Here is a 26,222-nt window from a genome sequence, read left to right as displayed (position 1 = left end):
AGTTCTCCCGGTCGACCTCGAGCCAGACCGTCCCGGCGCCGACCTCGGCACCGGCCTCGAGCAGGCCAGACATCAGACGCCGGCCCAGTCCTTGTCGTCGTCGGGCCTCGTCGACCCACAGCCCGTGTACGCCGAGCCAGTCGCCGTTGAGCTCCGCCCGGCCGCGCCCCACCTCGACCCCGTCGACCGTCAGGGTGGCGATCACCCTGGGGCCGTCCACGGTGACGTCGACGTCATCGTCCGGCCCCGCGACGCGGCGCGCCATCACCAGCGACCCCACGAGGTACGGCGCATCCGCCGGCCCGAGCGCCGTCCAGCCGCCCGCGAGCAGGTCGGCCTCGGTCGACGACTCGGCCTCGACCTGGGCCAGCACGTCGCGCCCGCGCGAAGCGTAGAAGTCACGCACAGCCGAGACGGCCGCGGCCCACGGAATGGCGGGATCGCCCACCGCCAGGCAGGAGTTGGCCCGTCGCGAGCCTCTGCCCCGGTCGCCCTCGACGACCCGCAGCACCCAGTCGCCGAGTGGTTGCGTGGTGGGGGACGTCCACAAGGGCAGGGCCCGGATCTCGGCCTCGCGCACCGACACGCGCTGCCGCACCGACCCCCGGGGTGGCACCGGCTTCCCGGTCACGATGTCGGACAGTGCGATGCTCACCGGAGCGCCAGACTCGGGTGCCACGACGCAGGTCGCCGAGTCCCACGAGAGCAGGGTTCCGAGCACGTCCGTCATCGCCGGACCACCCGACGGGCCGGTCTCCCCGCGCACCACTCGGCGTACGACGACACGCTGGCCGACGACCTGGGGGCCCAGGCCGTGGGCCGTTCCGGGGGCGGGCACCCAGGGATACTAGGCTTCTGCACAACAGAGCAACGCATTCCGTTCAGGAGGACCTGGTGACCTACGTCATCGCCCAGCCGTGCGTCGACCTCAAGGACCGGGCCTGCGTCGACGAGTGTCCGGTCGACTGCATCTACGAGGGCAAGCGCATGCTCTACATCCACCCCGACGAATGCGTCGACTGCGGTGCCTGCGAGCCGGTCTGCCCGGTCGAGGCGATCTTCTACGAGGACGACACACCCGAGGAGTGGAAGGGCTACTACGACGCCAACGTCCACTTCTTCGACGACCTCGGCTCGCCCGGCGGCGCCGCCAAGCTCGGCGAGATCGACCACGACCACGCGCTCGTCGCCGAGCTCCCACCGCAAGAGCACGACGAGTGACCCTGCTGCGATGAGCTCGCCGGTCTCCCGGCGTCTCCCCGACTTTCCCTGGGACCAGCTCACCGAGTACGCCGACCGCGCGCGCACCCATCCCGACGGCATCGTCGATCTCTCGATGGGCACGCCCGTCGACCCGACCCCCGACGTCGTACGACGTGCCCTCGAGGCCGCGTCCGACTCGCCCGGCTACCCGCAGACCATCGGGCTCCCCGAGACCCGGCGGGCCGCCATCGACTGGCTGTCCCGCCGGCACGGCGTGACGGGGCTGGGCCTCGACGGGGTGCTGCCCGTGGTCGGTACCAAGGAGCTGGTCGCGTCCCTGCCGATGCAGCTGGGGCTCGGCCTCGGGGACACGGTCGTCATCCCCGAGCTCGCCTACCCGACCTACGCCGTGGGGGCGAGGCTCGTCGGCGCTCGCACGGTCGCCACCGACTCGCTCACCAGCCTCGGCCCGGAGCGCCCCGCGCTGCTCTGGCTGAACTCACCGTCCAACCCGACCGGCCGCGTGCTCCCGGTCGCTCACCTGAGGAAGGTCGTGGACTGGTGCCGCGACCGCGGCACCCTGGTCGTCAGCGACGAGTGCTACCTCGAGTGCGCCTGGGAGGGCGAGCCGGTCTCGGTGCTGCATCCCGAGGTCTGCGGGGCGAGCCATGACGGTGTCCTGTCCGTGCACTCACTCTCGAAGCGGTCCAACCTGGCCGGCTACAGGTGCGGCTTCGTCGCCGGGGACCCCACGGTGGTCGCCGAGCTGCTCGCCGTCCGGAAGAACCTCGGGCTGATCCAGCCGGGTCCGCAGCAGGTCGCGATGGCCGCTGCGCTGGCCGACGACGCGCATGCGGACGAGCAGCACGCGCGCTATTCCGCACGTCGTACCACGCTGAAGGCGGCGCTGGAGGGCTCGGGCTTCCGGGTCGACCACTCCGAGGCGTCGCTGTACCTGTGGGCCACGCGCGACGAGGACTGCTGGCGGACGGTCGCCCGGCTCGCCGACCGGGGCATGCTGGTGGCGCCGGGCACGTTCTACGGGCGTGCGGGCGCCCAGCACGTCCGGGTAGCGCTCACCGCGAAGGACGAGCGCATCGAAGCCGCTGCCCGCCGGCTCGGCGAGGCTGCGTCATAGCGCCATCGGCGCCATAGCTCAGACGGTGGCACCCGGCATCGCGAAGGAGCCGTCGTCCTCGCGACCCGCCATCGCGAGCTGGTGCTGGTCGTCGAAGGTCTCGGCCACCGGCGCGTCGGGCATGGTCTCGGGGATGCGGACCGCGGAGATCGACTCCAGGCGCACCACCGAGTGCTCGGCGTGGGTGCTCAGGATGACGCCTTGCCCGTCGACGCCGACGACGGTGCCGCGCAGCCAGTGGCCGTGCACCAGCACCTCGACCGGCAAGCCGTTGTCCTCGGCTCGGCGTAGCGCAGTACCGACCGTGAAGAGTGTGGAACTGTGCATGACTGACCCCCCGAGCCCCCCGGCTCTTCGCCCCAAAGCCCCCCCGGGCTCTGCACTGGTCCCAGAGTAGGGCGAGACAGCCACCGTCGACGAGATTCCGAGGCAAAGTTTTGCCCGCGTGCCCCGGATCGGGCGGTCGCCTCACCCGATCACGACGGAATCCGCTGAGGCGGAGTCCGAGGCGTGCTGCCAGCCGCGATTGCTCTCCGCGGACCACCCGCGGTCGCGGTAGACGACGCTCGAGATCCCGAGCTGCGCAGCGTGCGCCACCAGGTACGACGCGACCGCCCAGCCGCGCGCCGTCGACGACGTCGGCAGCTCGAGACGACTCCCGCTGCCGACGCGCACCTCGACCGCGCCGAACGCGGGCGCGAGCGAGTCGCGTAGCCCGGCCGCGCGGCGGATCGCCGGTGGTGCGGCAGCGCCCGGCTTCGGGAGATGGCACCAGAACGCCGCTGGCGAGTAGCCGGTCAGCGCCGAGGCCAGCGCCCGCGCGTCACCCTCGTACACGGCGTACGCCGACGGGTAGCCCGAGCGCTGAACCTCCTGGGCCGCCTCGGTCACCGGCAGGGTCGTCCAGTTCGGAACCTTGGTCAGGGCGTCGTAGAACGCGTTGGTGGCGTACACCGGATCGAGGATCTGCTGCGGCGTCCCCCAACCCTGGGAGTGGCGCTGCTGGAAGAGCCCGAGCGAGTCCCGGTCGCCACCTCGGAGGTTGTACAGCTTCGACTCCTGGAGTGCGGTGGCGAGACCGATCGTGGCCGCGTGGGCGGGCATGCCGCGCCGGATGGCGATGGCCGAGATCAGGCTGGCGTTGCGGGCCTGCTCGTCGGTGAGGACCACGGTCAGCCTGCCGACCTTGGTCGTGCACTGGCCGAGGGTCTTGTCGTCGCTCGAGCCGTGCCGAGAGACGCCGTACCAGACGCCCCCGACCACCAGGGCGAGGGGGACGACCACGGCGGCGGCCCGTTTGACGACGCCCATCAGCGGGTCAATTCCGGTGCAGCGCCTCGTTGAGCGCGACCCCGCCGGCGCGCCACGGCATCACCTCGACGGTGCCGGTCACCGAGTTGCGTCGGAAGAGGAGGTGGTCGCCGCCGGACAGCTCGAGCGCCTTCACGACCTGGCCGTCGGGCATGGTCACCTTGGTACCGGCCGTGACGTAGCACCCGGCCTCGACCACGCAGTCGTCGCCCAGGGAGATGCCGATGCCGGCGTTGGCGCCGATCAGGCAGCGCTCGCCGATGGAGACGACCTGCGTCCCACCGCCCGACAGGGTGCCCATGATCGAGGCACCGCCGCCGATGTCGGAGTCGGCTCCGACGACGACCCCGGCGGTGATCCGACCCTCGACCATGGAGGTGCCGAGCGTGCCGGCGTTGTAGTTGACGAAGCCCTCGTGCATGACCGTGGTGCCCGGGGCCAGGTGGGCTCCGAGGCGGACCCGGTCGGCATCGGCGATGCGGACGCCGGTGGGTACGACGTAGTCCGTCATCCGCGGGAACTTGTCGACGCCGAAGACCTGGAGCGGCCCGTCGGCACGGAGCTGGAGACGGATGCTCTCGAAGTCGTCGACCGGGCAGGGCCCGGCACTGGTCCACACGACGTTCGTGAGAACACCGAAGATGCCGTCGACATTCAGCCCGTGCGGCCGGACCAGCCGGTGGGAGAGCAGGTGCAGGCGCAGGTAGGCGTCGGGAACGTCGGCCGGGGGCGCGTCCAGGTCGGTCTCGACGTGCCGCACCTCGGTGCGCACGCGGCGCACGGCGTGGTCGCGGGCGAGGCGTTCCAGAGGTTCCAGGGTCTCGGGCGCGCGGGCGCCGGACCGGGCGTCGCTCGCCCCTTCCCCCAGCGCCGGGGCGGGGAACCAGGTGTCCAGCACCGCGCCCTCGGCCGCACCGTCGGTGACGACGGTGGCCAGGCCCCAGCCGTGCGCCCTCTGCTCGCTCACGCCCGCCAGGCTACTGACCGGTCCTCCCGTCGACGCATTCGCGCAGCAGGTCGGCGTGACCGCAGTGCCGGGCGTACTCCTCGATCATGTGGACGACGATCTCGCGCAGCTCGGACTCGTCGCCGACCGGGCCGACGAGGGTGCCGAGGTCGTCGTACCGCTCGTAGACCTCGCGGGCGTGAGCCACCTCGCGGCGCCACGACTCCCACGCCTCGGCGACGACCGCGTCGTCCGCGACCGCTCCGTTGAAGTCCAGGTCGCGGTCCTCGGGTGACTTGAAGGGCCGGTCGAGGTCGTTGTGTCCCTCGATGAAGCGGCGGGACCAGTGGAACTCCACCGACGCCAGGTGGCGCACCAGCCCGAGCAGGGACATCGACGACGGCGGGATCGAACGGCGCGCGAGCTGCTCGGCGTCCAGGCCCTCGCACTTGAGCTCGAAGGTCATCCGGAAGTGGTCGAGGTACTCGCCGAGCACTGCCTTCTCCCCCCGCGGGCTCGAGTCGGTCTGACGGGGGTCGTCCTCGGGGTCCACCCACAGGTCGGGGTACTTGCGCTCGGTCACGCAGACGACTCTGCCGGGTCGGACAGCCTGACCCAAATCACGGACCTGACGGTGCTCAGCGGCCCCACGTCTGCCGGTTCAGCTCCCGCATGCGGTCACGGAGCGCCGGGGCCAGCCGCCTGCTGGCGAACCACGCCCAGTGGTCCCCGGCCCCGACGCGGACGTAGTCGCGCCGGAGGACCGGGGCCAGCCAGTCGTCCTCACTGTGCCGACCGACGGCGATCAGTTCCGGGCGTCGCCCGGCGATGCGATCGGCGTACCCCGCCAGACCACCGTCGAGGTGGTCGTCCATGAACGGTGCCGTCGCCGAGGTGGCGAGCTGCCAAGGCGTGGCGTTGCGGCGGTCGAGAAGCACCAGCACCTCGGGCGCGTTGATCGACAGCACGGAGGAACCCGCGGGTAGCTGCCCGGCCAGGCTGGTGGCGTCACGTCGTTCCAGGGTCAGCCGCGAGTCCCGCGTGACCACCGCCTCCGCCGTCGCGGCCGCGACCGCGAGGACCACCACGACCGCGGAAACCCGACGCGCGGTCGCGACCGGCAGGCTGTGCGCGGCCGTGGTGATGGCGCCGCCCGCGCCCAGCGCCGCGAAGGGGAGGACGACGAACAGGTCCGCTCCGCCGTTGATCGCGTAGCAGGACCACAGGCCGGCAACAAGGCCGCCGGCGCCGAGGATCATCAGGTGCCGGTCCACCGCAGTCACGCCGGTACGCCGCGCGCGTCGGACCGCGGCGGCGCCGAGCGCTACAGCGAGCACCCACCCGGCGATCACCAGGACGAGCGAGGCGCGGTAGTCGGTGGTGACAAGCCGCCAGGAGCCGACGATCGTCGGCTGGGTGGTGTAGCCGACGTTCACCACGACGAACCCCCACCACGCCATCTGCAGATGGCCCGAGACCAGGAACATCAGGGCCGTGACAGCCGTCGGCACCGCGCCGCCCGCGACGCACGACGCGGCCGCGCGCAGCCGCGGCCCCTCCGCAGTGAGGACGGCAACGGTGGCCGCGGCCACGGCGCTGAGCAGCACCGGCTGCCAGGTCAGGGTGGCCAGTGCGGTCAGCACCCCCGCCCAGAACCACTGCCGGCGCAGCATCAGCAGGAGGGCGATCTCCAGGCACAGGACCATCACGGTCTTCTCCCGCGGCCCGGCGGTGGCGAGCTTGAGGAAGCTGGCGAAGGTCAGGAACAACGCCGGCGCGATCACCCCGGCGAGGCGGGAGCGGAAGGCCTCGCGCGCCAGCACGCTGAGCGCGGCCACCGCCGCGGCGGACGCGAGCAGGTAGGTCAGGCGGGCGGCGAGCACCGGGTCGATACCCACCAGGGACCCGAGCCGGATCCCGCTCCCGGTCACCATGTCGCCCACCGGTCCGACCGAGTTGAAGATGCCGGCGTACGGCGGAACCCCCCGGGCCACCTCCTGCCCGGCGTACACGAACGTGCCCTGATCGCGGTCGAGCGTGCCGTGGAACCCGTGCAGGCTGTAGACGACGAGTGCGACGAGTCCCGCCGACGCCGGGTCGAGAGCCCGAGCTGGCACGCGTCGGGTCAGCGGCATGCGCGCGAAACTACCGGGGCCACCGCCCGAAGGGCTCCAGCGCCTCGTCGTGCGCGATCTCAGCGCGGATCAGCGCGTCGTGCCCGGCGGAGCGCCGGAGGTACCAGGTGAAGGTCGCACCACCTCCGATCCGGCGGTAGTCGCGCTGCAGCCAGGGGTAGGGCCAGTACCCGTGGAACGTCGAGCCGACGACCACGAAGGTCGGACGCAGCTGGCGGAGCGTGGCCATGAAGCCCGCCATCCCTCCGGGATACGTGCCCGCGAGGTAGCGCTCCATGGTGCCGCTGAAGATCTGGTAGGGGACCGGGCTCTGGCGTCCCGACAGCGCCAGCACCTCCGGTGCGCTCAACGCGACCACGGTGGCGGTCGGTGGCTGGGTGCCGAGAACGGCGTCGACGTCCGCGCGCTGCACGAGCAGTCGGTCGTCGCGGGTGGTCACCGACACCACTCCGGCGACGACCACGGCCAGACTCACGACCGCCGCGGCGCCCGCGAGCGCCCCGCGGCGAGGCAACCGGCTGAGCAGCAGCAGCACGACCCCGGCGATGCCCAGGGCGGCGAACGGGAGCAGCACGAACAGGTCGGGCCCGCCGTTGATGGCCAGCAGGGTCCATCCCGTGCCCACGAGCGCCCCGGACGCGGTGATCACCAGTCGTCGGGCGACCGGCGAAACGGTGGGACGACGCGCGAACGGCACCGCCCGTACGCCGAGCACGATCAGGGCCGCGAGCCCGGCGATCGCCAGCGGCAGGGTCCAGTGGTAGGAGAGCCAGAGCATCTGCCACGTGGCCCGCGGGTGAGCCAGCGCCGAAGGCTGCTCGGTGTAGCGGACGTTGACCAGGACGAACCCATCGATCGCTTGCGACAGGGCACCGGCGCCGAGGAAGTAGCAGAAGGTGGCGAGGCCGGGCACCGCACCGCCGACGGTGAAGCGGAGCAGGATCCGCCTCGGGGTGTCCTGCTCGTCCAGGATCGCGGCAGCGGCGACGGCTGCCACGGCCACCGCGAGGACCGGCTGCCAGGTCAGCGTCGCGAGAGCCGCGCAGGCTCCCGCCGCGGCCCATCGCCGCCGGCCGAGCAGGATCAGGCAGGCCAGCATGAAGACGACCATCGTGGTCTTCTCCCGCGGCCCGTCCGAGGCGAGGTCCAGGAAGCACTCGAAGGTCAGGAAGACCGCCGGCGCGACGAAGCCGGCAGTGCGTGAGCCGAACGTGTCGCGCGCGAGCACGCACAGCAGCGAGCAGGCCAGGGCGGAGAGGAGGGTGAAGAACAGTCGTGCGGACAGGATCGGGTCCGCTTCGGCGAAGTGCCCGAGCCAGATCGCGAACCCGGGGACGGCGTCGGCGAGCGGACCGACCGAGTTGAAGATGCCGACGTACGGCGGCACACCGTGTGCGACGCGTTCCCCGCCGTAGGTGAAGACTCCGAGGTCGCGGTGGAGGATCCCGTCGTACCCGTGGAGTCCGTAGACCACCAGGGCGACCAGGCCGACGAGCACCGGGTCGCCGTACCGGTGCGGGCGGGCGGTCCTGACGCGGCGCAGCGGCGGCGGCAGCCGGAGTCGCGGCACGTGCAAGGTCGTCATCGTTCGTCCGTTCGCCTGGCTCCGGCGGTCGATGACCGAGCTCACGCCTGAGGATCCCGCCGCTCGCTGAGTGAGAGGTGAGGAACGTGTAAACAGACGCCGTGTCGAGACCATCGGTTCGGTGCGACCGAGTAGTTCTCGGCGCGGTCGGCCCCGTACCCTGGAGCCACAGGCGTTCGAGCCGTCATCAGCGGCGAGCCTCCGGAAGAAAGGTCGGGCCGTGACCACGGCCCGTCCCACTAGACCCGGACGGGTGGGCCCGTCACAGCCCGCGAACGAGCGGTCCCGCCACACCGGCGGGGCAAGCGAGGTGGTACCGCGGTTGCCTTCGCCGGAGGTGGTCGTCCTCGCAGGTTTCGAGACGGGCCCAGCTGCCCTCCTCAACCAGCGAGGACACCGATGACGTACCCGAAGGTCTCCACCGATGCGCACGCCGCCGAGAGTGCGGGCGTCCCGTCGAGCCCACGGTTCCCGCAGATCGAGGAGGGCGTACTCGCCTACTGGGAGGCCGACGACACGTTCCGGGCGAGCGTCGAGCAGCGTCCCGCCGGAGAGAACGGCGCCAACGAGTTCGTCTTCTACGACGGCCCGCCGTTCGCCAACGGCCTGCCGCACTACGGCCACCTGCTGACCGGCTACGTGAAGGACCTGATCCCGCGCTACCAGACGATGCGCGGCCGCCGGGTCGAGCGACGCTTCGGCTGGGACACCCACGGCCTGCCCGCCGAGCTCGAGGCGATGCGTCAGCTGGGCATCAAGACCACCGACGAGATCGTCGAGCTCGGCATCGAGAAGTTCAACGACGCCTGTCGAGCGTCCGTGATGGAGTACACGGACGAGTGGGTCGAGTACGTCACCCGGCAGGCGCGCTGGGTCGACTTCCAGAACGACTACCGCACCATGAACGCCGACTACATGGAGTCGGTGATGTGGTCGTTCAAGCAGATCTACGACAAGGGCTGGATCTACGAGGGCTTCCGGGTGCTGCCCTACTGCTGGAACGACGAGACGCCACTGTCCAACCACGAGCTCCGGATGGACGAGGACGTCTACCAGATGGTGAAGGATCCTGCGGTCACCGTCGGGTGCCGGCTCGACGATCGTGGCGACGACCTGGACGGGGTGCTGGCCCTGGTCTGGACGACGACCCCGTGGACCCTGCCCAGCAACCTGGCGATCATGGTCGGTTCGGACATCGAGTACGTCGTGGTCGAGGGGCCCGTTCCTGGCCGGCGGAGTCCGGGCACCGTGCGGACCGCGCGCTACCTCCTCGCCGAGGCCCGGCTCGCGGCGTACGCACGCGAGCTCGCCCCGGAGGGACACAGTGAGCCCGAGGTGCTCGCGCGGTACCGCGGCAAGGACCTCCTCGAGCGCACCTACACACCGCCGTTCTCCTACTACGCCGGCCGCGAGCGCGCCTTCCGGATCGTCGCCGCCGACGAAGCCGTCACCACCACCGACGGCACCGGCCTGGTGCACACCGCCGGCGCGTTCGGCGAGGTGGACAAGGAGGTCACGGACCGCGAGGGCATCGAGGCGGTGATGCCGGTCGGCAAGGACGGCCGGTTCACCCACCCGGTCGACGAGTACGCCGGGATGCTCGTCTTCGATGCCAACCTGCAGATCAACGACCACCTGAAGGCGGCCACCCGAGGCGAGGGCGAGACAGGATCGGTGACGCCCGGGACGGTGCTGCTGAGGCGTGAGACCTACGAGCACTCCTACCCGCACTGCTGGCGCTGCCGGGAGAAGCTGATCTACAAGGGCGTCTCGTCGTGGTTCGTCGAGGTGACCGCCTTCAAGCAGGCCATGCTCGACCACAACCAGCAGATCACCTGGGTCCCCGAGCACGTGAAGGACGGGCAGTTCGGCAAGTGGCTGGCGAACGCCCGCGACTGGTCGATCACCCGCAACCGCTTCTGGGGGAGCCCGGTGCCGGTCTGGGTCAGCGACGACCCGGCGTACCCGCGCCTCGACGTCTACGGCAGCTTCGCCGAGCTGGAGGCGGACTTCGGGAGGGCGCCGCGCGACCGCGACGGCAACCTCAACCTGCACCGGCCGTGGGTCGACCAGCTCACCCGGCCCAATCCCGACGACCCGACCAGGACATCGACGATGCGCCGCGTGCCGGACGTGCTCGACGTGTGGTTCGACTCCGGGTCGATGAGCTTCGCGCAGGTGCACTACCCGTTCGAGAACCACGACTGGTTCGAGCACCACTTCCCGGGCGACTTCATCGTGGAGTACATCAACCAGACCCGCGGCTGGTTCTACACGATGCACATCATGGCGACCGCGCTGTTCGACAAGCCCGCGTTCGAGACGTGTGTCTCCCACGGCATCGTGCTCGGCAGCGACGGGCAGAAGATGTCGAAGTCGCTGCGCAACTACCCCGACGTACGCGAGGTGTTCGACCGCGACGGCGCCGACGCGATGAGGTGGTTCCTCATGCAGTCGCCGATCCTGCGCGGCGGCAACCTGATCGTCACCGAGCAGGCGATCCGCGAGGGTGTCCGGCAGGTCCTGATCCCGCTGTGGAACTGCTGGTACTTCTTCGCCCTCTACGCCAACGCCGTTCATGAGCACGGGTACGACGCGAAGCGGGCGACCGAGTCCGACCATCCGATGGACCGCTACCTGCTGGCCAAGACCCGGCAGTACGTCGCGGAGTCCACCCGCGAGCTCGACGGCTACGAGGTCGCCAACGCCTGCGACAGCACGCAGCGGTTCCTCGACGTGCTGTCGAACTGGTACATCCGTCGATCGCGCGAGCGCTTCTGGGCGGCGGACGGGACCGTCGACGAGGCGGCCTTCGACACGCTCTACACCGTGCTGGAGACGGTCTGCCGGGTGGCGGCGCCGCTGCTGCCACTGACCACCGAAGAGGTCTGGCGCGGCCTGACCGGCGAGCGGTCGGTGCACCTGACCGACTGGCCGTCGGTCGAGGCCCTGCCCGAGGACGACGAGCTGGTCGCGGCGATGGACCAGGTGCGAGACGTGTGCTCGGCCGGCTCGGCGCTGCGCAAGGGCGCCTCGCTGCGCAACCGGCTGCCGCTGTTGTCACTGACGGTCGTCGTCGCCGGCGCCGAGCGGCTCGAGGGCTTCGAGGAGATCGTCGCCGACGAGCTGAACGTCAAGTCTGTGCGGCTGCTCGACGCCGACCACCCGGACGCCGCGTCGTACGGCGTCTCGGAGCGGCTGACCGTGAACGCCCGCGCCGCCGGACCACGTCTCGGCAAGGACGTGCAGACCGCCATCCGCGCCGCCAAGGCGGGGGACTGGACGGTCTCCGAGACGGGCGTCGTCACCGCCGGCGGTCTGGTGCTGCAGGACGGCGAGTACGCGCTCGAGACCGTCGCCTCGGGTGGTGAGGAGTCGGCGACCGGGCTGCTGCCCGGCGGCGGCTTCGTCGTGCTCGACACCGCGGTGACGCCGGAGCTCGAGGCCGAAGGCGTCGCCCGCGACCTGGTGCGCGCCGTCCAGCAGGCCCGGCGCGACGCCGGGCTGGACGTCTCCGACCGGATCTCCCTGACGATCTCGGCCGACGCCGCCGCCGCCGACGCCGCCCGCACCCATGCCGAGCTGATCCGGCGCGAGACGCTCGCGACCTCGTTCGAGGTCCGCGAGGCCGACGTGGGCCAGCCGGTGATCGAGCTCAGCCGGGCGTGATCATCCGGCGACCGGGATCGTCCGGATGCCGCATCCGGAGGGCGGATCCAACGGCTGGTTGGATGGGCGTCGTGGACCTCGACCTGACCGCCGACGTGGTGGACCTGACCGCCGCGCTGGTCGACCTCGAGTCGGTGAGCCGCCACGAGCAAGCGATCGCCGATGCGGTGGAGGCGGCGTTGACGGCGCTGCCGCACCTCGACGTCGTACGCCGGGGGCACACGGTCGTGGCGCGGACCGACCTCGGCCGCGGTGAGCGGGTCGTCATCGCCGGACACCTCGACACGGTGCCGTTGAACGACAACCTGCCGAGCCGCAACGACGGCACCCACCTGCACGGCCTCGGCGCCTGTGACATGAAGGGTGGCGACGGCGTGATCCTGAAGCTCGCCGCGACTGTCACCGATCCGGTCCGTGACGTCACCTACGTGCTCTACGAGTGCGAGGAGATCGAGAGCGAGCTCAACGGCCTGGGCCACCTCGCCACCGAGGTGCCAGACCTCTTGCGTGCCGACTTCGCGATCCTGATGGAGCCGTCGGACGGCGTGGTGGAGGCCGGCTGCCAGGGGACGATGCGGGTGGAGGTCACGACGCACGGCGAGCGTGCCCACTCGGCGCGGGCCTGGCGTGGCGACAACGCCATCCATCGCGCCGCGCCCGTGCTGGAGCGGCTCACGACGTACCAGCCGCGGATGCCGGTGATCGACGGTCTCACCTACCACGAGGGCCTGAACGCGGTCGGCATCAGCGGCGGCGTCGCGGGGAACGTCCTGCCCGACCGGTGCACGGTCAGCGTGAACTACCGGTTCGCTCCCGACCGCAGCGAGGCCGAGGCCGAGGCCTACCTCCGCACCCTCTTCGACGGGTACGACGTCCGGGTCGCCGACAGTGCGCCCGGCGCGCTGCCGGGACTCGACCGGCCGGCAGCCAAGGAGTTCGTCGAGGCCGTGGGCGGCACGGTGAACCCGAAGTTCGGCTGGACCGACGTGGCCCGGTTCAGCGCGCTCGGGGTGCCGGCGGTGAACTTCGGGCCGGGAGACCCGATGCTGGCGCACAAGCAGGAGGAGTTCGTGCCCCTGGAGCAGATCCGGCACTGCGAGCGGCTGCTGGCGGCGTGGCTCGGAAGGACGGGATGACGAGATGACCGACAGCAGTCACGAGAAGTACAAGGGCCCGGTGGTGATGCGCCGCAGCCAGGTGGACGGCACCACCACCGACCGGCGGCTGCTGGACTCCCGAGGGCCCAGCGACTGGGTCCACACCGACCCGTGGCGAGTGCTGCGCATCCAGGCGGAGTTCATCGAGGGGTTCGGCGCGCTCGCGGAGCTCGGCCCGGCGATCGCCTGCTTCGGCTCGTCGCGCACCAAGCCCGACGACGCGACGTACGCGATCGGCGAGGAGGTGGGCCGGAAGCTGACCGCGGCCGGCTTCGCGGTGATCACCGGTGGCGGACCGGGCACGATGGAGGCCGTCAACAAGGGTGCCAGCGAGGCGGGCGGCATCAGCGTGGGCCTCGGCATCGAGCTGCCCTTCGAGAGCGGCCTGAACGCCTGGGTCGACGTCGGCATCAACTTCCGCTACTTCTTCGCCCGCAAGACCATGTTCGTGAAGTACTCCCAGGGCTTCATCGTCCTGCCCGGCGGTCTCGGCACCCTCGACGAGCTGTTCGAGGCGCTCACCCTCGTGCAGACGCAGAAGGTGACCAGCTTCCCGCTCCTGCTGATCGGCACGGACTACTGGCAGGGGATGATCGACTGGCTGCGCGACCGGGCACTGGTGCACGGCACGATCAGCCAGTCGGACGTCGACATGCTCCAGCTCACCGACGACGTCGACCACGCCGTCCAGCTCATGGTCGAGGCGCGTGCTCGCCGCCAGTCCGAGGCGATGACGCCGTGATGTGGCTGTTCGCGATCCTGATCGTGCTCGCTCTGGGTGGGGTCGCGGTCGTCGCCTCCGGACGCGGGACGCCGATGTCGCCGGCGTACGACGACGCGCCCGACACGCTGGTGCCCGCCGACGGGCCGATCACGGCCGACGACCTGCGCCGGATCCGGTTCCCGATGGCCTTCCGCGGCTATCGGATGGCCGAAGTGGATGCCTTGCTCAGCCGTCTCGCCGAGGAGCGGGAGCAGGCGGAGCCTGACACCGGTGAGAGCGACTAGGGTGCCTCTCTCACTTCGGCGCGAAACCCCGCGCAGCAGGCGCCTCCGAATCGAGAGACGTGCCCTAGGGCACACTGGGGGCCCGTGAAGCCCGAGTACATCGTCTACGTCCTCACCTTCTTGTCCGCCGTGGTCGTCGTCCTGACCCGGGTCCGGCTCTCGCAGGCGCAGGCGGCCGGGCAGCACCAGGTGGGGATGGGGACGGTGAACGCGCACTCCGCCTTCGGGGTGGTCGCGCTGGTGCTCTGGGTGGTCTTCCTGGTCACCGGTCACGACATGTCTCTGGTCGGGGTCGTAGCGCTCTTCTTCTACTGGCTCACCGCGCTGGCCGGGCTGATGATCCTGCTTCGCTGGGTCCCGAGCCGGGGCAAGCACGCCTCGGACACCGCCGACGACCGCTGGTCGGAGGGGCCGGGGTTGTCGGTCCTGGCCCATGTCGGGATGCTGGTCGGCGTGCTCGTGTTCACCTGGTTCTATGCCACACAGGGATGAGGCGCTGATGTCTCGGGCCGCTCGCTCACGTCGTACGCCGCTCCTCGGGGCGTTGCTCTGCCTCGCCCTGCTGCCGGCGTTCCTGGTGCTGCCGTGGCAGCCCACCGTGGCCGCCGACGGCCGTCCCGCCGTGATCGGGAAACGCGTCATCGGCCACTCGGTGCAGGGCCGCAAGATCGTCGCCTGGCACCTGGGCGAGCCGGGCAAGAAGAAGGTCGTGCTGATCTCGCTCATGCACGGCAACGAGCCCGCGCCGCGGCGGATCCTGATGAACCTGGTGAACGGCGCCAAGGTCCACCACCTCGACCTGTGGGTCGTGCCGGTCTACAACCCGGACGGGTTCGCCCATCACACCCGCAAGAACGCCCACGGCGTCGACCCCAACCGCAACTACCCGTACAAGTGGATCCGACAGACCGGGAACTACGACTCCGGGCCGAAGCCTCGCTCGGAGCCCGAGACCCGAGCGATGATGCGCTTCCTGTCGAGGATCAAGCCGGCGATCATCCTGTCCTTCCACCAGCCGCTGCACGCCGTCGACATCACGCAGCGGCCGAAGTTCTCCAAGCGGGTCGCCCGCGCCCTCGACCTGCCGACCTCGCACCTGAGGTGCGGCAGCAGCTGCCACGGCACCATGACGATGTGGTACAACCACGCGTTCAAGGGCTTCGCGCTGACCGTGGAGTACGGCGCGTCCCCGCCGAGGGCAAAGCTCCGGGCGGCACCCGCCAAGATCCTGAAGCTGTTCGGCGCCTGGCGCGGCGCCTCACACGGGACCTCCCAGAGCTGATCGGGGGGCTGTCATATCCGCGCGATCGCGCTGTTGTGACAGCGATTCGGCCCCCGGCACTGTCATAACTGCGCGATCGCGCAGTTATGACAGTGCCTAGCGCCCCTCGAAGACCGGCTTCTCCTTCGCCAAGAAGGCATCGACGGCCGCGGCGTGGTCGGCGGTCTGGCCGGTGCGGGTCATCTGCGCGGACTCGAACTCCACCGCCTCCAGGAACGTGTGGTCGGCGGCGAACGCCAGCGACTGCCGCATCGCGCCGAGCGCGACCGTCGGGCCGGCCGCGAGCCGGGTCGCCAGTCCGGTGACGATCTCGGTGAGCTCGCCGGCGGGCACCACCTGCGTGGCGAGGCCGAGCGCCAGCGCCTCGTCGGCCTTCACCGTGCGCGGGAAGTACAGCAGCTCGATCGCCTTGGCCCGCCCCACGAGGCGCTGGAGCGTGAAGCTCGAGCCGGTGTCGCAGGAGAGCGCGATGTTGGCGAAGGCGAGGTTGAAGCCGGCGGTGTCGGCAAGGATCCGCAGGTCGCACGCGAACGCCAGGCTGGCGCCGGCTCCGGCCGCCACGCCGTTCACGGCGGCGACCACCGGCTTGGGCATCCCGACGATCGTGGTGACGATCGGGTTGTAGTGCTCGTCGACGGTGCGGAACAACGAGTCCGTGGCCCCGCTCTTGAGGATCTCGACGTGCTCCTTGAGGTCCTGCCCGACGCAGAACGCGCGCCCCGTGCCGGTCAGCACCACGCACCGGATCGCCGGGTCGTCGGCGACATGGCGCAGGGCGGCCAGCACGGCCACCTTGGTGGCGATGTCGAGGCTGTTCATCGCATCGGGGCGGTTGAAGGTGACGGTTGCGACTCCGTCGGCGACCTCGAGCAGCACGGGGGACACGTCATCAGCCATGACGGCAGGCTTTCACAGGGTCCTCAGGCGGTGCCGAGGCACCGACCCACGAACCGGTCGGCTGCCGGCTTGAGACGCGCCGCCTCGCTCGTGAACAGCTCGGCCGCTCGGACGCCCGGCCAGTCGCCTGGCAGCAGCCGGGCGGGCAGGCCGGGGTCGTCGAAGAGGAACTTGCGCCATTCGTGGACCAACCGGAACCTCGCGGCGAACGCCTTCTCGTCCTCGTCGGCGTGCGCCGGCTCGTCGTTCACGAGCCGGTCGGCGACCCGGGGCCATGCGGCGTACGACGCAGCCAGCCCGGAGAGGTCCCACGCGCCGACCGGGTCGGGATCGAGCTCCACGGCGACCGCGTGCCGCGCCGTACCGCCGGCCAGGCCGACCACCTCGTCGACCTCGGGCCGGTCGAACGGGCACAGCCACACGCCCGGCGCATGCTCGCCGTAGCCGAGGTAGGTCAGCTCCTTCCGCAGCCGCTCGCGCTCACCGCGCTGACGCGGTGCCTCGAGAAAGACGAGTCGCCAGCGCCCGTCCCACGGCTCCGGTGCGCTGCGGTAGATGCGGGCGGCCGCCTCGGACAGCCGTTCGATGGCACGCGGAGAGGCGCGGTAGCCCGGGGCCTCGTCCACCCGGGCCGGCTCCAGCCAGCCCTGCGCAGCCATCCGCGAGATCGCGGTCCGGACGGCGGGCTCCGCGATCCCGACCGGCTCGAGCAACCGGATCAGCGCGGACACCGGCGCCTGGTCGCCGCGCGAGCGCAGGTGGTCGCCGTACACGTCGAACAGAGCCGAGCGCGCTCGCATGCGGTCACTGTGCCAGTTCGAGCGAGGAGGTCGCGCGAGGCCTCGCGGCAGTGCTAGCAACAGTGCTCGCGACGGTGCTCGCAACAGTACCTGCGATGGTGCTCGCGACTGTGCCCGCGACAGGGTCGAGGACGTCGGAGGTCGCGATAGGGGATAATGGCCAGCGCATCAGACGCGTGTGGGGCTCTCGTCCCCTGTGTCCGGGTCCAGCCACGAAGAGAACGACAAGAATGAGGTGCGCGGATGGCGGCAATGAAGCCGCGGACAGGTGACGGTCCGCTCGAGGTCACCAAGGAAGGCCGCGGCATCGTGATGCGCGTGCCGCTCGAGGGCGGTGGCCGTCTCGTCGTCGAGCTGAACGCGGAAGAAGCCGGCGCTCTGGGTGATGCCCTCAAGGAGGTTGTGGGCTGACGTGCCCACACAGACTGCAACGTTGCCGGCCCAGGTCTCACCGCCCGCCTTCGCGCTCAGCGGTCGGCCGCCGCATGAGCTGACCGGGGTCGAGGTCCTCGCGCTCCCGTTCACGGTGGCCGACGACGCGCCGGTGCTGGGCGCGGGAGCCGCCGAGGCGGCCCAGGCGACCGGGCTCGACCTGGCCGGCGTGCTGACATCTCGTCGGGTGAAAGGCACCGGCGGCGAGGTCGTCGTCGTACCCGTCGGTGGCCCTGACCTGCGGCTGGTGCTGCTGGTCGGGCTCGGCGAGGAGACCGTCACGGACTACCGCCGCGCCGGTGCCGCGGTCGCACGCGCGTCGTTCGACCACGAGTCGGTGGCGACCAGCATCCCGGCCGGAGGGGACGCCGAGGCCCTGACCGCGTTCGTCGTCGGGACCATGCTCGGCTCCTTCGTCTTCCATTGGCGCTCGCAGGGTCCCGAGCACGAGCCGGTACGCCGGGTCGTCCTGGCCGGGCTCGCGGGCGACGACCACGCCTCCGCGCTCGAGCGCGGTCTCGCTCTGGGTGGCGCGGGCTGGCGCTCCCGGATGCTCGCGACCGTGCCGTCCAACCTCAAGTCGCCGCAGTGGCTGGCCGGGCAGGCGGAGCAGATCGCCGGCGAGCACGGCCTGGCCGTCGAGGTCTGGGACGAGAACAAGCTCAGCAAGCAGGGCTTCGGCGGCATCCTCGGCGTCGGCCAGGGCTCGGCGACGCCGCCGCGGCTGATCCGCCTCGACTACACCCCCGCCGGGGGCCGCAAGGCCGCGCGCGTGGTGCTGGTCGGCAAGGGCATCACGTTCGACTCCGGCGGACTCTCGATCAAGCCGGCCGAGAGCATGACCACGATGAAGCGAGACATGACCGGTGGCGCCGTCGTCATGGCGGTGCTGGGCGCCCTCGGCGCCCTCGGGTGTCCCCTGCGCGTGACCGGGCTCGTCCCCGCCGCCGAGAACGCCGTCGGCGGCTCCTCGCTGCGTCCGGGCGACGTGGTCACCCACTACGGCGGACGCACCAGCGAGGTCCTCAACACCGACGCGGAGGGTCGACTGGTTCTCGCCGACGCGATGGCCTACGCCCTCGACAAGCTCGAACCGGCCGTCCTCATCGACGTGGCGACGCTGACCGGCGCCATGAAGGTGGCGCTGGGCCAGTGGACGGGCGGCTTCTTCGCCAACCGAGACGCCTTGGCCGACGCCCTCTCGGGGGCCGCCGCAGCGGCCGGGGAGCCGCTCTGGCGCCTCCCGCTCGAGCCCGACTACGAGGACACCCTCACCTCTCAGATCGCCGACGCGAACAACTCGCCCGGCGGCCCCGGCGCGATCACCGCCGCCCTGTTCCTCCAGCACTTCGCCGGCGACGTGCCGTGGGCGCACCTCGACATCGCCTCGGCCGGCGACGCGCCGAACGACTCGTTCGAGTGGACGAAGGGGCCCTCGGGCTTCGGCCCGCGTGCCCTGCTCACCTGGCTGACGGGTCCTGATCCGCTGGCCGGGATCGTGGGCTGACTGTCATCGGCTGACTGTCAGGCCGCCTGGCGAGCAAGCTCGCTGCGGCGTTCGCTCCGGCCTGGCCGCTCGGACTCCGTCCGATCGGCCAGTCCTCGCTCACTCCGGAGACCACTCCTTCTTCGCGACGAGCAGGCCGTCGCCCACGGGGAGCAGCACCGGGACCAGCGTGTCGTCGGCCGCCATCTCCTTGCCGAGCTCGCGGATCACCGTGGTCTCCTCGTCCCGCTGCGCCGGGTCGGCCACCCGGTCGTGCCACAGCGCATTGTCGAACGCCACGATCCCGCCAGGTCGCAGGAGCCGAAGCGCCTCCTTGAGGTACGCGGCGTACTCCGCCTTGTCCCCGTCGCAGAAGACGAGGTCATAGTGGCCGTCGGTCAGCCGCGGCAGTACGTCGAGCGCGGCACCGGCGATCGTCCGCGCGCGCTGCGGTGGGATCCCGGCGTCGTTGTAGGACTCGCGCGCCAGCCGCTGGTGCTCGGCCTCGATGTCGATGGTGGTGAGGACGCCGTCGGAGCGCATGCCACGCAGCAGCCAGAGCCCGGACACCCCGGCCCCGGTGCCGACCTCGACCACGGCCCGCGCCTCGATCAGCGACGCCAGGAAGCGCAGTGCGGCCCCACCGCCCGAGCCGATCGCGACCGCCCCGACCTCCTCGGCCCGGGCGCGCGCCGCGGCGAGGACCTCGTCCTCCTCGACGAACCCCTCGGCGTAGGACCAGCTCGCGGGCTTGGGCGGGGTGACGGTCATCGTGGCGGCCTTCCGGTCCGGGGACGGCGATCATCGCGACCCTATCGCCCCCGTCACCGAGAAAGTGCCGGCGATCCGGGACCGCCGCCGGGAACACCGGACCCCCCGTCGTTCGTTGGAGGAAGCGACATTTCACACGCTGCTGGGGCGCGTTCTCACAGGTTCCTCTCAGCCGTGGCGACGAGAGTTTCGAGGACGGAGGCAGGGCACTGTTCAGGTCGGGATCGCACCAGACGCGCAGGCGTCGCCAGGAGGAGCTCGTGGAGGCGGAACACTCGTACGACGAGCCCGCGGGCGCGCCCCGAGCCACGCCTGGAGTGCCCACCTGGGAGGAGATCGTCGACCAGCACTCCGACCGGGTCTACCGGCTCGCGTTCCGGCTGACCGGCAACCGGCACGATGCCGAGGACCTCACCCAGGAGGTCTTCGTCCGCGTCTTCCGCAGCCTCTCGACGTACCAGCCCGGGACCTTCGAAGGCTGGATCCACCGGATCACCACCAACCTGTTCCTCGACCAGGCCCGCCGCAAGCAGCGCATCCGGTTCGACGCCCTGTCCGACGAGCGCGCGGATCGGCTCCACAGCGCCCTGCCCTCGCCCGACACGGCGTACGCCGACCAGACGTTCGACGACGACGTCGAGAAGGCGCTGTCGACGTTGCCGCCGGAGTTCCGCGCAGCCGTCGTGCTCTGTGACGTCGAGGGCCTGTCGTACGACGAGATCGCCCAGATCCTCGACGCCAAGCTCGGCACCGTGCGCTCGCGCATCCACCGTGGCCGCGCGATGCTGCGTGCCGCGCTGGCCCACCGAGCCCCGGCCGAGGGCCGCACGCGTTACCAAGGTCCTGACGTCTCGGCGTCCGACCTCGCACCCGGGACCGCGTCGTGATCGGCCACCTGGGCGCCCGGGTCAGTGCACTCCTCGACGGCCAGCTGTCCCCGGCCGACGAGGAGCGCGCCTGGGACCACGTTCACTCCTGCCATCAGTGCCGCGACGCCGTCGAGCGCGAGGGCTGGGTGAAGACCCGGCTGGCGACCATGCAGCTGGGCGGTGGGGCGGCCGCGCCGTCGCACCTCAAGGGGTCGCTACTGGTGCGCGGCATCGTCGACTGGCCCTCCCTGTCCGATCACCCCGCCCTGGCTGACGCCGGCGCCCGCCGTCGTCACCTCGGCATGACCGGCATCGGGAGCGGCGCCGTCGGCGCCGCCGTGATGGGCGTGCTCGCCCTGGGTGCCGCTCCGGCGAACGCACCCGGAGCAGTGGTGCGGCCCCCTTCCGAGTCGTTCGGCTCGATCACGCACGCGATCACGACCGTCATCGACCGCGATCGTCGGTCCTCCGGGCACGGTCAGCACCGCCAGGACGCCCCGCCGGCGGCCCACGGGCCGCGTCGTACACTCGCGCCGTAGGGCCTGCTCGGGCCCGGCAGGCCGTCCGAGTCCGGCCGGCATCCCTGTGGAGAGTCAGGACCCGTGACCGACGAGCACCCCCGCGACAGCGAGGAGACCGCGCCGTTGAGCGCGCCCGGCGACGACACCCGGCCCCCCGCGCGCGAGCAGACGCCGCCGCACCACTGGGCGCCGCCGGGTCCGCCGCCCGCTCCACAGAGCCCGCCACAAGGCCCATCTCAGGGCCCATCTCAGGGCCCGCCGCAGGGCCCGCCGTACGCCGGAGCACCCGAGCCGACCCGTCCGACGTACGTCCCCCTGGGCACCCAGTCGTACCCGGTCCAGCACCGGCCGGCCGAGCCCCCGCGCGGCCGGGTCTCCGGCTGGGTGTGGCCGGTGGTGTCGGTGCTGGCGCTGGTGATCGGCCTGATCGGTGGCGTGTTCGGGGGAGCGGCGTACGAGAACCTCCGCTCGAGCTCGACCGAGGGTCGGGTGACCGGCGGCCTCAACGAGGCCGGCACCGTGTCGAAGGCGCCGTTGCGACCCGGCCACCGCTCGGTCGCGTCGGTGGCGCAGCGGCTGTTGCCGAGCACCATCCAGGTGCTGGCGCAGTACCAGGGCAAGAAGGACGGGGCCACCGGGTCGGGTTTCGTGCTCGACCAGTCGGGCCACTACATCACCAACAACCATGTCGTCGCGGATGCCGTCGAGAACCACGGACCGATCGAGATCGTCGACGAGAACGGCGACAAGTACGCCGCGAAGGTCGTCGGCCGGAGTCCGACGTACGACCTCGCCGTGCTGTACGTGAAGGGTGGGCCGGAGCTACCGCCGGCGAGCCTGGGATCGGCGCAGGTGCTCCGCGTCGGCGACCAGGTCGTCGCGTTCGGGTCGCCGTTGGGGTTGAGCTCGACCGTGACCGCGGGCATCGTCAGTGCGCTCAACCGGCCTGTGACCACGAGCGACACCGGTGCGGACTCCTCCTACATCAACGCCGTGCAGACCGACGCCGCGATCAACCCCGGGAACTCCGGCGGCCCGCTCGTGGATCTCACCGGACAGGTGGTCGGGGTGAACTCCGCGATCGCGACCACCGGCAGCGGCACGGGCGAGGCCGGCAACATCGGGGTGGGGTTCGCCATCCCGATCGACCAGGTCAAGATCACCGCCGACCAGATCCTGCGCACCGGCGAGGCGCATTACCCCGTGATCGGCGCGACGGTGGACACTCTCGGCACCGAGGACGTGGGGGCCAAGATCCTGAAGGTCAACTCCGACGGGCCGGCCGACAAGGGGGGTCTGCGCAAGGGCGACGTCGTGACCGAGGTCGCCGGTGAGAAGGTGGCGGACGGGATCGCGCTGATCGTGGCCATCCGCGCCCACCAGCCGGGAGACACGATCCCGTTCACGGTGCAGCGCGGAGGATCGCAGATGAGCCTGCGGATCACCCTCGGGTCGCAGATCGGCTGAGGCCTCACTCGGCGGGCGGCTCGGCCTTCGCGTCGCCCTCGGTGAACGGGTGGGCGTCGACGAACGCGCGCGCCTCGTCGTACATCCGGTCGATGTAGGCCTCGAGCTGGCTGGTCTCGACCCGCCACTGGCCGCGTCCACCGATCTTGATCGCCGGCAGCTCGCCGCGGCGGACCAGGGCGTAGACCTGGGCGCTGGACGTGCTGAGGACCTCGGCGACGTCCGCAAGCGTGAGGAACCGAGAGCTGGGAGGCATGGGGCCATCGTTGCACGTGTGAACGAGCGGTCATCGAGGCACGGCGACCGCCTGTGGAGGAGGGGTGCCGCGCAGGCCCGGATCCGGGTCATGATGTGGGGGTGAATCTCGGGATCACGGACACGCCTGCCGCCAGGCGGGTCACCTCACCCGGCTGGCGCGACCCGCGGCTGTGGCTCGGCGTGGCGATCGTGGCCGCCTCCGTCCTCGTCGGGGGGCTCGTGCTCGGCACCTCCGACGACACCGTGCCGGTCTGGGCGGCCGCCGACCCGCTCGGAGCCGGGCACGTGCTCACCGCCGACGATCTCGCCGTACGCCGGGTCCGGTTCGACGATGCGGACGCGTCCGCGCTCTACTTCCGCGCCGACGAACAGCTGCCGGCCGACCTCCGGCTGAGCCGTGACGTGGGCGCCGGTGAGCTGGTGCCGCGCTTAGCCGTCGGACCGGCCGCCGCTGGTGATCTGCGCCAGGTGCCGGTCGCGGTGCCGCCCGATCAGGTACCCGCCGAGGTCGGGGTCGGCGACTCCGTCGACGTCTACCTCCGGCCGGGGAGTCGCACCGGGTGCCAGGCGTCCACCGTGTGCGACGGCCAGCCGGTCCTCGCCGGGGTGACCGTGCTCGACGCGCCCGCGGCGGACGACGCGTTCGGCTCCGACGGCACGCGGATGTTGGTGCTGGGCATGTCCGGCGGTGAGGCGCAGCGGTTCTTCCGGCTGCTCGCCTCGACCGACGACGCCGCGCTCACGGTCGTCGGCCGGGGCTGACGTGGTCGTCGTCCTGGTCGTGGCCGCGGGGGCGCCGTGGGAGTCGCCCGCTCTGGAGGTGATCGGAGCTCGCAGCGGGATGGTCGTGCTGAAGCGGTGCGTCGACATCGACGAGCTGCTCGCGACGAGCAGTGCCGGACAGGCGGACGCCGCGGTCGTCGCCCTCGATGCGCCCGGGCTGGACCCGACCGCGGTCGACGTGCTCCACCGGCTCCAGCTGCGCGTGGTGGCGGTGGCGGTCGACTCCGAGACCGCCCGCACCCGCGCCGCTCGAGTCGGCATCGACGTCCTCGTCGACCCCGGCGACCTCGAGCTCCTGCCCGATGCGCTCGCGGCGGACGTCGACTTGCCGGCCTTCGACGAGGCGGCACTCGACGAGGCCGACCTGCCTGCCGAGCCCGGCGACCCCGGCCGGATCGTCGCCGTCTGGGGACCGGCCGGCGCACCCGGCCGCACCACCGTCGCGACTTCGCTGGCGTCCGCCCTCGCCCGCCGTGGACTGCTGACCACGCTCGTCGACGCAGACCCCTACGGCGGGTCGGTCGCCCAGCACCTCGGTGTCCTCGACGAGGTCTCGGGGATGCTGAGTGCTGCCCGGCTGACGGCCGACGGTGTGCTGGAGGCGCGGTTCGGCTCGGTACGGCGAGCCCTCGGCGATCGTCTGACCGTCGTCACCGGGCTGCCTCGGGCCGACCGCTGGGTCGAGGTGAGATCGGGCGTCGTGGAGCACCTCCTCGAGGTCGGGCGCGACCACGGGCACGTGATCGTGGACACCGGCTTCAGCCTCGAGGACGACCTTGCGGGCGACCTCGTCGCCCGCCCGGGGCGCAACCAGCTCACTCTCGCCGCCCTCGAGGTGGCCGACGAGGTGCTGGTCGTCGGCACCGCCGACCCGGTGGGCCTCTCGCGGCTCGCCCGAGGCCTGGTCGAGCTCCGCGAACGCCGCTCCGGGGCACCCGTGCGCGTCGTGGTCAACCGGATGCGCTCCAGCCTCGGCTGGTCCGAGCGCGACATCACCGGCATGGTCGAGGGGTTCGCCCGACTGGCCGCGGTCCACTTCCTGCCCGACGACCGCGCCGCCGCCGACCGCGCACTGACGACCGGGACCAGCATCCCCGAAGCGGGTGACTCCGAGCTCGCGCGGGCGCTCGCCGTACTCAGCGATGCGGTGGTGCCACCACCCGCGCCGCACCGACGACGCGAGCGCCGCCGCCTCTTGCGCCGTTGACCCGGCCTGGTCAGGTCGAGAACAGCAGATACAGGCCGCCGACGGTGAAGGCGACCATCGCGGCCAGCAAGGGGAGCTGGCCGGTGAGCTGGTGCTTCTTCGGCAGCACCTTGATCGCGCGCTCGTGCGCCGCGATCACGGCGACTACGTGGCCGATCACGACGCAGAGCACCTTGGTGTTCGCCAGGAACGTCGGGTGGTAGGACAGCCAGTACGGCACGGCCAGGGTGCCGGTGCCGAAGAGGTTGCTGCCGTTGCTGAGCGGGTCGCTGGCCTGGATCAGGGTCTGGGTGCCGATCTCGACGACGTAGCTCAGGTAGTGGGCGACGATGTAGCCGAGCACGATCGGGATCACCGAGAACGCGAACACGTCGGGCAGCCGGTTGCGCGACTGCTCCGGCCCGACGCCGGTCGCGATGCACGCCAGCCAGAAGATCAGCCCGACCGCGAGGCAGAAGCCGAGCAGGCCCAGGTTGTTCTGCAGGTACGTCGAGTAGCCCGTGCCCTGGATGAACGTCAGCCACCGCGTCGAGTCTCGGAAGGCGTCGAAGGCCGTGCTGCCGAAGAGCACCGAGATGACGCCGACGAGTCCGGGCGTCGCCGGGGTCGTGTCGAGGTTGGCCAGCGGGCTGCGCAGGACCAGCTGCCCGTCGCGACGTCCCCAGATCGAGAGCCGGGCGATCAGCGAGGAGTACACCTCGAACGGGTCGGCCCGCGCGTAGAACGTGTTCCCGAACAGCGCGCCGCCGATGATCATCAGGCCCAGGTAGACGCCGAGCCACAGTCGCACCGGCGAGAGGTCGACGTTGTGGGGGTAGACCAGCTCCATCCAGACGAACGCGAACAGACCGAGTGCGGCCGGCCACATGCCGAGTCGTTCCGGATAGGTGATCAGCCCCTCGTCCGGGTGACCGCCCGAGACGCGGGCGATGCCCGCGCTGATCAGCCGGAACGGGCTGATCGCCCGCCAGACCCGGCCGAAGAGCGCCGAGGCGACCGGCACGCCGACCCAGATCCAGACGTAGAAGATGCCGAAGATCGGGTTGATCAGCAGGTCCTTGCCGAGGACCGCGATCATGATCAGATAGGCCAGCGCGAGCAGGCCGACCAGGTGCAGGAACCCGCGCCACCAGATCGAGTCGACGAACCCCGACAGCCAGGCAGGAGCCGGCCGGCCGCTGGTGGCTGCGTCGTACCGGGGGGTCCGCCAGGCCAGCGCGAGTACGACGAACGAGAGCGCGACCGCGATCGCGGCGCCGGTGATCGCCAGGCCACGCGAGATCGGGAGGTCCTGGGC

27 protein-coding genes are annotated in these 26,222 nt (G+C 71.4%); 15 read left to right on the top strand and 12 right to left on the bottom strand.

The features are described 5' to 3' along the window. The coding region (locus tag VGJ24_RS00740; protein ID WP_331498516.1) for a GNAT family N-acetyltransferase at positions 1 to 838 on the bottom strand (838 nt) is incomplete at its 3' end. 56 nt (positions 839 to 894) lie between these two features. Here VGJ24_RS00740 and fdxA point away from each other — a divergent pair. Both fdxA and dapC read left to right on the top strand, forming a co-directional pair. Further along, positions 895 to 1,221 carry a ferredoxin gene (fdxA, locus tag VGJ24_RS00735; RefSeq protein WP_331498515.1) on the top strand — a complete coding sequence of 109 codons (327 nt, stop codon included), beginning with the start codon at positions 895 to 897 and terminating at the stop codon, positions 1,219 to 1,221. 10 nt (positions 1,222 to 1,231) lie between these two features. Then, positions 1,232 to 2,341, top strand: coding sequence for a succinyldiaminopimelate transaminase (dapC, locus tag VGJ24_RS00730; RefSeq protein ID WP_331498514.1), 1,110 nt, complete (start codon positions 1,232 to 1,234; stop codon positions 2,339 to 2,341). Positions 2,342 to 2,359: 18 nt separating this feature from the next. Here the strand turns inward: dapC and VGJ24_RS00725 are convergent, their stop codons facing one another. From VGJ24_RS00725 to VGJ24_RS00700, 6 genes are all read right to left on the bottom strand, one after another. Then, positions 2,360 to 2,668 (bottom strand): hypothetical protein, encoded by a 309-nt coding sequence (locus VGJ24_RS00725; protein ID WP_331498513.1) that lies wholly within the window; start codon positions 2,666 to 2,668, stop codon positions 2,360 to 2,362. Between the two features lie 141 nt (positions 2,669 to 2,809). After that, entirely contained in the window at positions 2,810 to 3,652 is an 843-nt protein-coding gene (locus VGJ24_RS00720; RefSeq protein ID WP_331498512.1) for a hypothetical protein, read from the bottom strand. A gap of 7 nt (positions 3,653 to 3,659) precedes the next feature. Beyond that, positions 3,660 to 4,619 carry a 2,3,4,5-tetrahydropyridine-2,6-dicarboxylate N-succinyltransferase gene (gene dapD / locus VGJ24_RS00715; RefSeq protein WP_331498511.1) on the bottom strand — a complete coding sequence of 320 codons (960 nt, stop codon included), beginning with the start codon at positions 4,617 to 4,619 and terminating at the stop codon, positions 3,660 to 3,662. A gap of 10 nt (positions 4,620 to 4,629) precedes the next feature. Next, the gene (locus VGJ24_RS00710; protein WP_331498510.1) at positions 4,630 to 5,181 is read right to left on the bottom strand and encodes a DinB family protein; all 552 of its coding nucleotides are present in this window, start codon (positions 5,179 to 5,181) and stop codon (positions 4,630 to 4,632) included. 55 nt (positions 5,182 to 5,236) lie between these two features. Beyond that, positions 5,237 to 6,733 carry a hypothetical protein gene (locus VGJ24_RS00705; protein WP_331498508.1) on the bottom strand — a complete coding sequence of 499 codons (1,497 nt, stop codon included), beginning with the start codon at positions 6,731 to 6,733 and terminating at the stop codon, positions 5,237 to 5,239. A gap of 10 nt (positions 6,734 to 6,743) precedes the next feature. Beyond that, entirely contained in the window at positions 6,744 to 8,318 is a 1,575-nt protein-coding gene (locus tag VGJ24_RS00700) for a hypothetical protein (protein WP_331498506.1), read from the bottom strand. A 399-nt stretch (positions 8,319 to 8,717) separates the two neighbouring features. Between VGJ24_RS00700 and ileS the strand changes: the two genes are divergently transcribed. The 6 genes from ileS to VGJ24_RS00670 all read left to right on the top strand — a co-directional run bounded on the left by ileS (position 8,718) and on the right by VGJ24_RS00670 (position 15,434). Continuing rightward, positions 8,718 to 11,987 carry an isoleucine--tRNA ligase gene (ileS, locus tag VGJ24_RS00695; RefSeq protein ID WP_331498505.1) on the top strand — a complete coding sequence of 1,090 codons (3,270 nt, stop codon included), beginning with the start codon at positions 8,718 to 8,720 and terminating at the stop codon, positions 11,985 to 11,987. 62 nt (positions 11,988 to 12,049) lie between these two features. Next, positions 12,050 to 13,123, top strand: coding sequence for a succinyl-diaminopimelate desuccinylase (gene dapE, locus VGJ24_RS00690; RefSeq protein WP_331498504.1), 1,074 nt, complete (start codon positions 12,050 to 12,052; stop codon positions 13,121 to 13,123). A gap of 4 nt (positions 13,124 to 13,127) precedes the next feature. Beyond that, a complete protein-coding gene (locus VGJ24_RS00685; RefSeq protein ID WP_331498503.1) occupies positions 13,128 to 13,886 on the top strand; it encodes a TIGR00730 family Rossman fold protein in 759 nt (252 codons plus the stop codon). Further along, positions 13,886 to 14,152 (top strand): DivIVA domain-containing protein, encoded by a 267-nt coding sequence (locus VGJ24_RS00680; RefSeq protein ID WP_331498518.1) that lies wholly within the window; start codon positions 13,886 to 13,888, stop codon positions 14,150 to 14,152. The genes VGJ24_RS00685 and VGJ24_RS00680 overlap by 1 nt, the downstream gene beginning before the upstream one ends. An 84-nt stretch (positions 14,153 to 14,236) precedes the next feature. After that, entirely contained in the window at positions 14,237 to 14,644 is a 408-nt protein-coding gene (locus tag VGJ24_RS00675; protein WP_331498502.1) for a hypothetical protein, read from the top strand. A gap of 7 nt (positions 14,645 to 14,651) precedes the next feature. After that, the gene (locus VGJ24_RS00670) at positions 14,652 to 15,434 is read left to right on the top strand and encodes a M14 family zinc carboxypeptidase (protein WP_331498501.1); all 783 of its coding nucleotides are present in this window, start codon (positions 14,652 to 14,654) and stop codon (positions 15,432 to 15,434) included. A gap of 96 nt (positions 15,435 to 15,530) precedes the next feature. Here VGJ24_RS00670 and VGJ24_RS00665 read toward each other — a convergent pair whose 3' ends face one another. Together VGJ24_RS00665 and VGJ24_RS00660 are read right to left on the bottom strand one after the other, a co-directional pair. After that, the gene (locus tag VGJ24_RS00665; protein ID WP_331498500.1) at positions 15,531 to 16,331 is read right to left on the bottom strand and encodes an enoyl-CoA hydratase-related protein; all 801 of its coding nucleotides are present in this window, start codon (positions 16,329 to 16,331) and stop codon (positions 15,531 to 15,533) included. A 23-nt stretch (positions 16,332 to 16,354) separates the two neighbouring features. Next, positions 16,355 to 17,131 carry a PaaX family transcriptional regulator C-terminal domain-containing protein gene (locus VGJ24_RS00660; protein WP_331498499.1) on the bottom strand — a complete coding sequence of 259 codons (777 nt, stop codon included), beginning with the start codon at positions 17,129 to 17,131 and terminating at the stop codon, positions 16,355 to 16,357. A 243-nt stretch (positions 17,132 to 17,374) separates the two neighbouring features. On the opposite strand from VGJ24_RS00660, the gene VGJ24_RS00655 reads away from it, so the two are divergent. Both VGJ24_RS00655 and VGJ24_RS00650 read left to right on the top strand, forming a co-directional pair. Continuing rightward, positions 17,375 to 17,542 (top strand): DUF3117 domain-containing protein, encoded by a 168-nt coding sequence (locus tag VGJ24_RS00655; RefSeq protein WP_329652256.1) that lies wholly within the window; start codon positions 17,375 to 17,377, stop codon positions 17,540 to 17,542. A 22-nt stretch (positions 17,543 to 17,564) separates the two neighbouring features. Next, positions 17,565 to 19,070 carry a leucyl aminopeptidase family protein gene (locus tag VGJ24_RS00650; RefSeq protein ID WP_331498498.1) on the top strand — a complete coding sequence of 502 codons (1,506 nt, stop codon included), beginning with the start codon at positions 17,565 to 17,567 and terminating at the stop codon, positions 19,068 to 19,070. Positions 19,071 to 19,169: 99 nt separating this feature from the next. Here VGJ24_RS00650 and VGJ24_RS00645 read toward each other — a convergent pair whose 3' ends face one another. Beyond that, positions 19,170 to 19,820, bottom strand: coding sequence for an O-methyltransferase (locus VGJ24_RS00645; RefSeq protein WP_331498497.1), 651 nt, complete (start codon positions 19,818 to 19,820; stop codon positions 19,170 to 19,172). A 260-nt stretch (positions 19,821 to 20,080) separates the two neighbouring features. Between VGJ24_RS00645 and sigE the strand changes: the two genes are divergently transcribed. The 3 genes from sigE to VGJ24_RS00630 all read left to right on the top strand — a co-directional run bounded on the left by sigE (position 20,081) and on the right by VGJ24_RS00630 (position 22,677). Continuing rightward, the gene (gene sigE / locus VGJ24_RS00640) at positions 20,081 to 20,707 is read left to right on the top strand and encodes an RNA polymerase sigma factor SigE (protein WP_331498496.1); all 627 of its coding nucleotides are present in this window, start codon (positions 20,081 to 20,083) and stop codon (positions 20,705 to 20,707) included. After that, positions 20,704 to 21,228, top strand: a complete 525-nt coding sequence (locus VGJ24_RS00635) for a hypothetical protein (protein WP_331498495.1) — start codon at positions 20,704 to 20,706, stop codon at positions 21,226 to 21,228. The genes sigE and VGJ24_RS00635 overlap by 4 nt, the downstream gene beginning before the upstream one ends. A gap of 63 nt (positions 21,229 to 21,291) precedes the next feature. Continuing rightward, on the top strand, positions 21,292 to 22,677 hold the full coding sequence (locus VGJ24_RS00630; RefSeq protein WP_331498494.1) for a S1C family serine protease: 1,386 nt from the start codon (positions 21,292 to 21,294) through the stop codon (positions 22,675 to 22,677). 4 nt (positions 22,678 to 22,681) lie between these two features. On the opposite strand, the gene VGJ24_RS00625 is transcribed toward VGJ24_RS00630, so the two are convergent. Further along, complete coding sequence (locus VGJ24_RS00625) at positions 22,682 to 22,933, bottom strand: helix-turn-helix domain-containing protein (protein ID WP_331498493.1); 252 nt, start codon at positions 22,931 to 22,933, stop codon at positions 22,682 to 22,684. Between the two features lie 101 nt (positions 22,934 to 23,034). Between VGJ24_RS00625 and VGJ24_RS00620 the strand changes: the two genes are divergently transcribed. After that, positions 23,035 to 23,697: an SAF domain-containing protein gene (locus VGJ24_RS00620; protein ID WP_331498492.1), complete on the top strand. Its 663-nt coding sequence runs from the start codon at positions 23,035 to 23,037 to the stop codon at positions 23,695 to 23,697. A 1-nt stretch (position 23,698) separates the two neighbouring features. Continuing rightward, a complete protein-coding gene (locus tag VGJ24_RS00615; RefSeq protein WP_331498491.1) occupies positions 23,699 to 24,925 on the top strand; it encodes a hypothetical protein in 1,227 nt (408 codons plus the stop codon). Positions 24,926 to 24,935: 10 nt separating this feature from the next. Here VGJ24_RS00615 and VGJ24_RS00610 read toward each other — a convergent pair. Beyond that, a partial coding sequence (locus tag VGJ24_RS00610; protein ID WP_331498490.1) for a hypothetical protein occupies positions 24,936 to 26,222 on the bottom strand: 1,287 nt, incomplete at its 5' end.

Source organism: Nocardioides sp. (assembly GCF_036493135.1).
Lineage (GTDB): Bacteria > Actinomycetota > Actinomycetes > Propionibacteriales > Nocardioidaceae > Nocardioides.
Note: the sequence above shows the minus strand (reverse complement) of the source record. Positions and strands in the feature narration are given on the sequence as shown.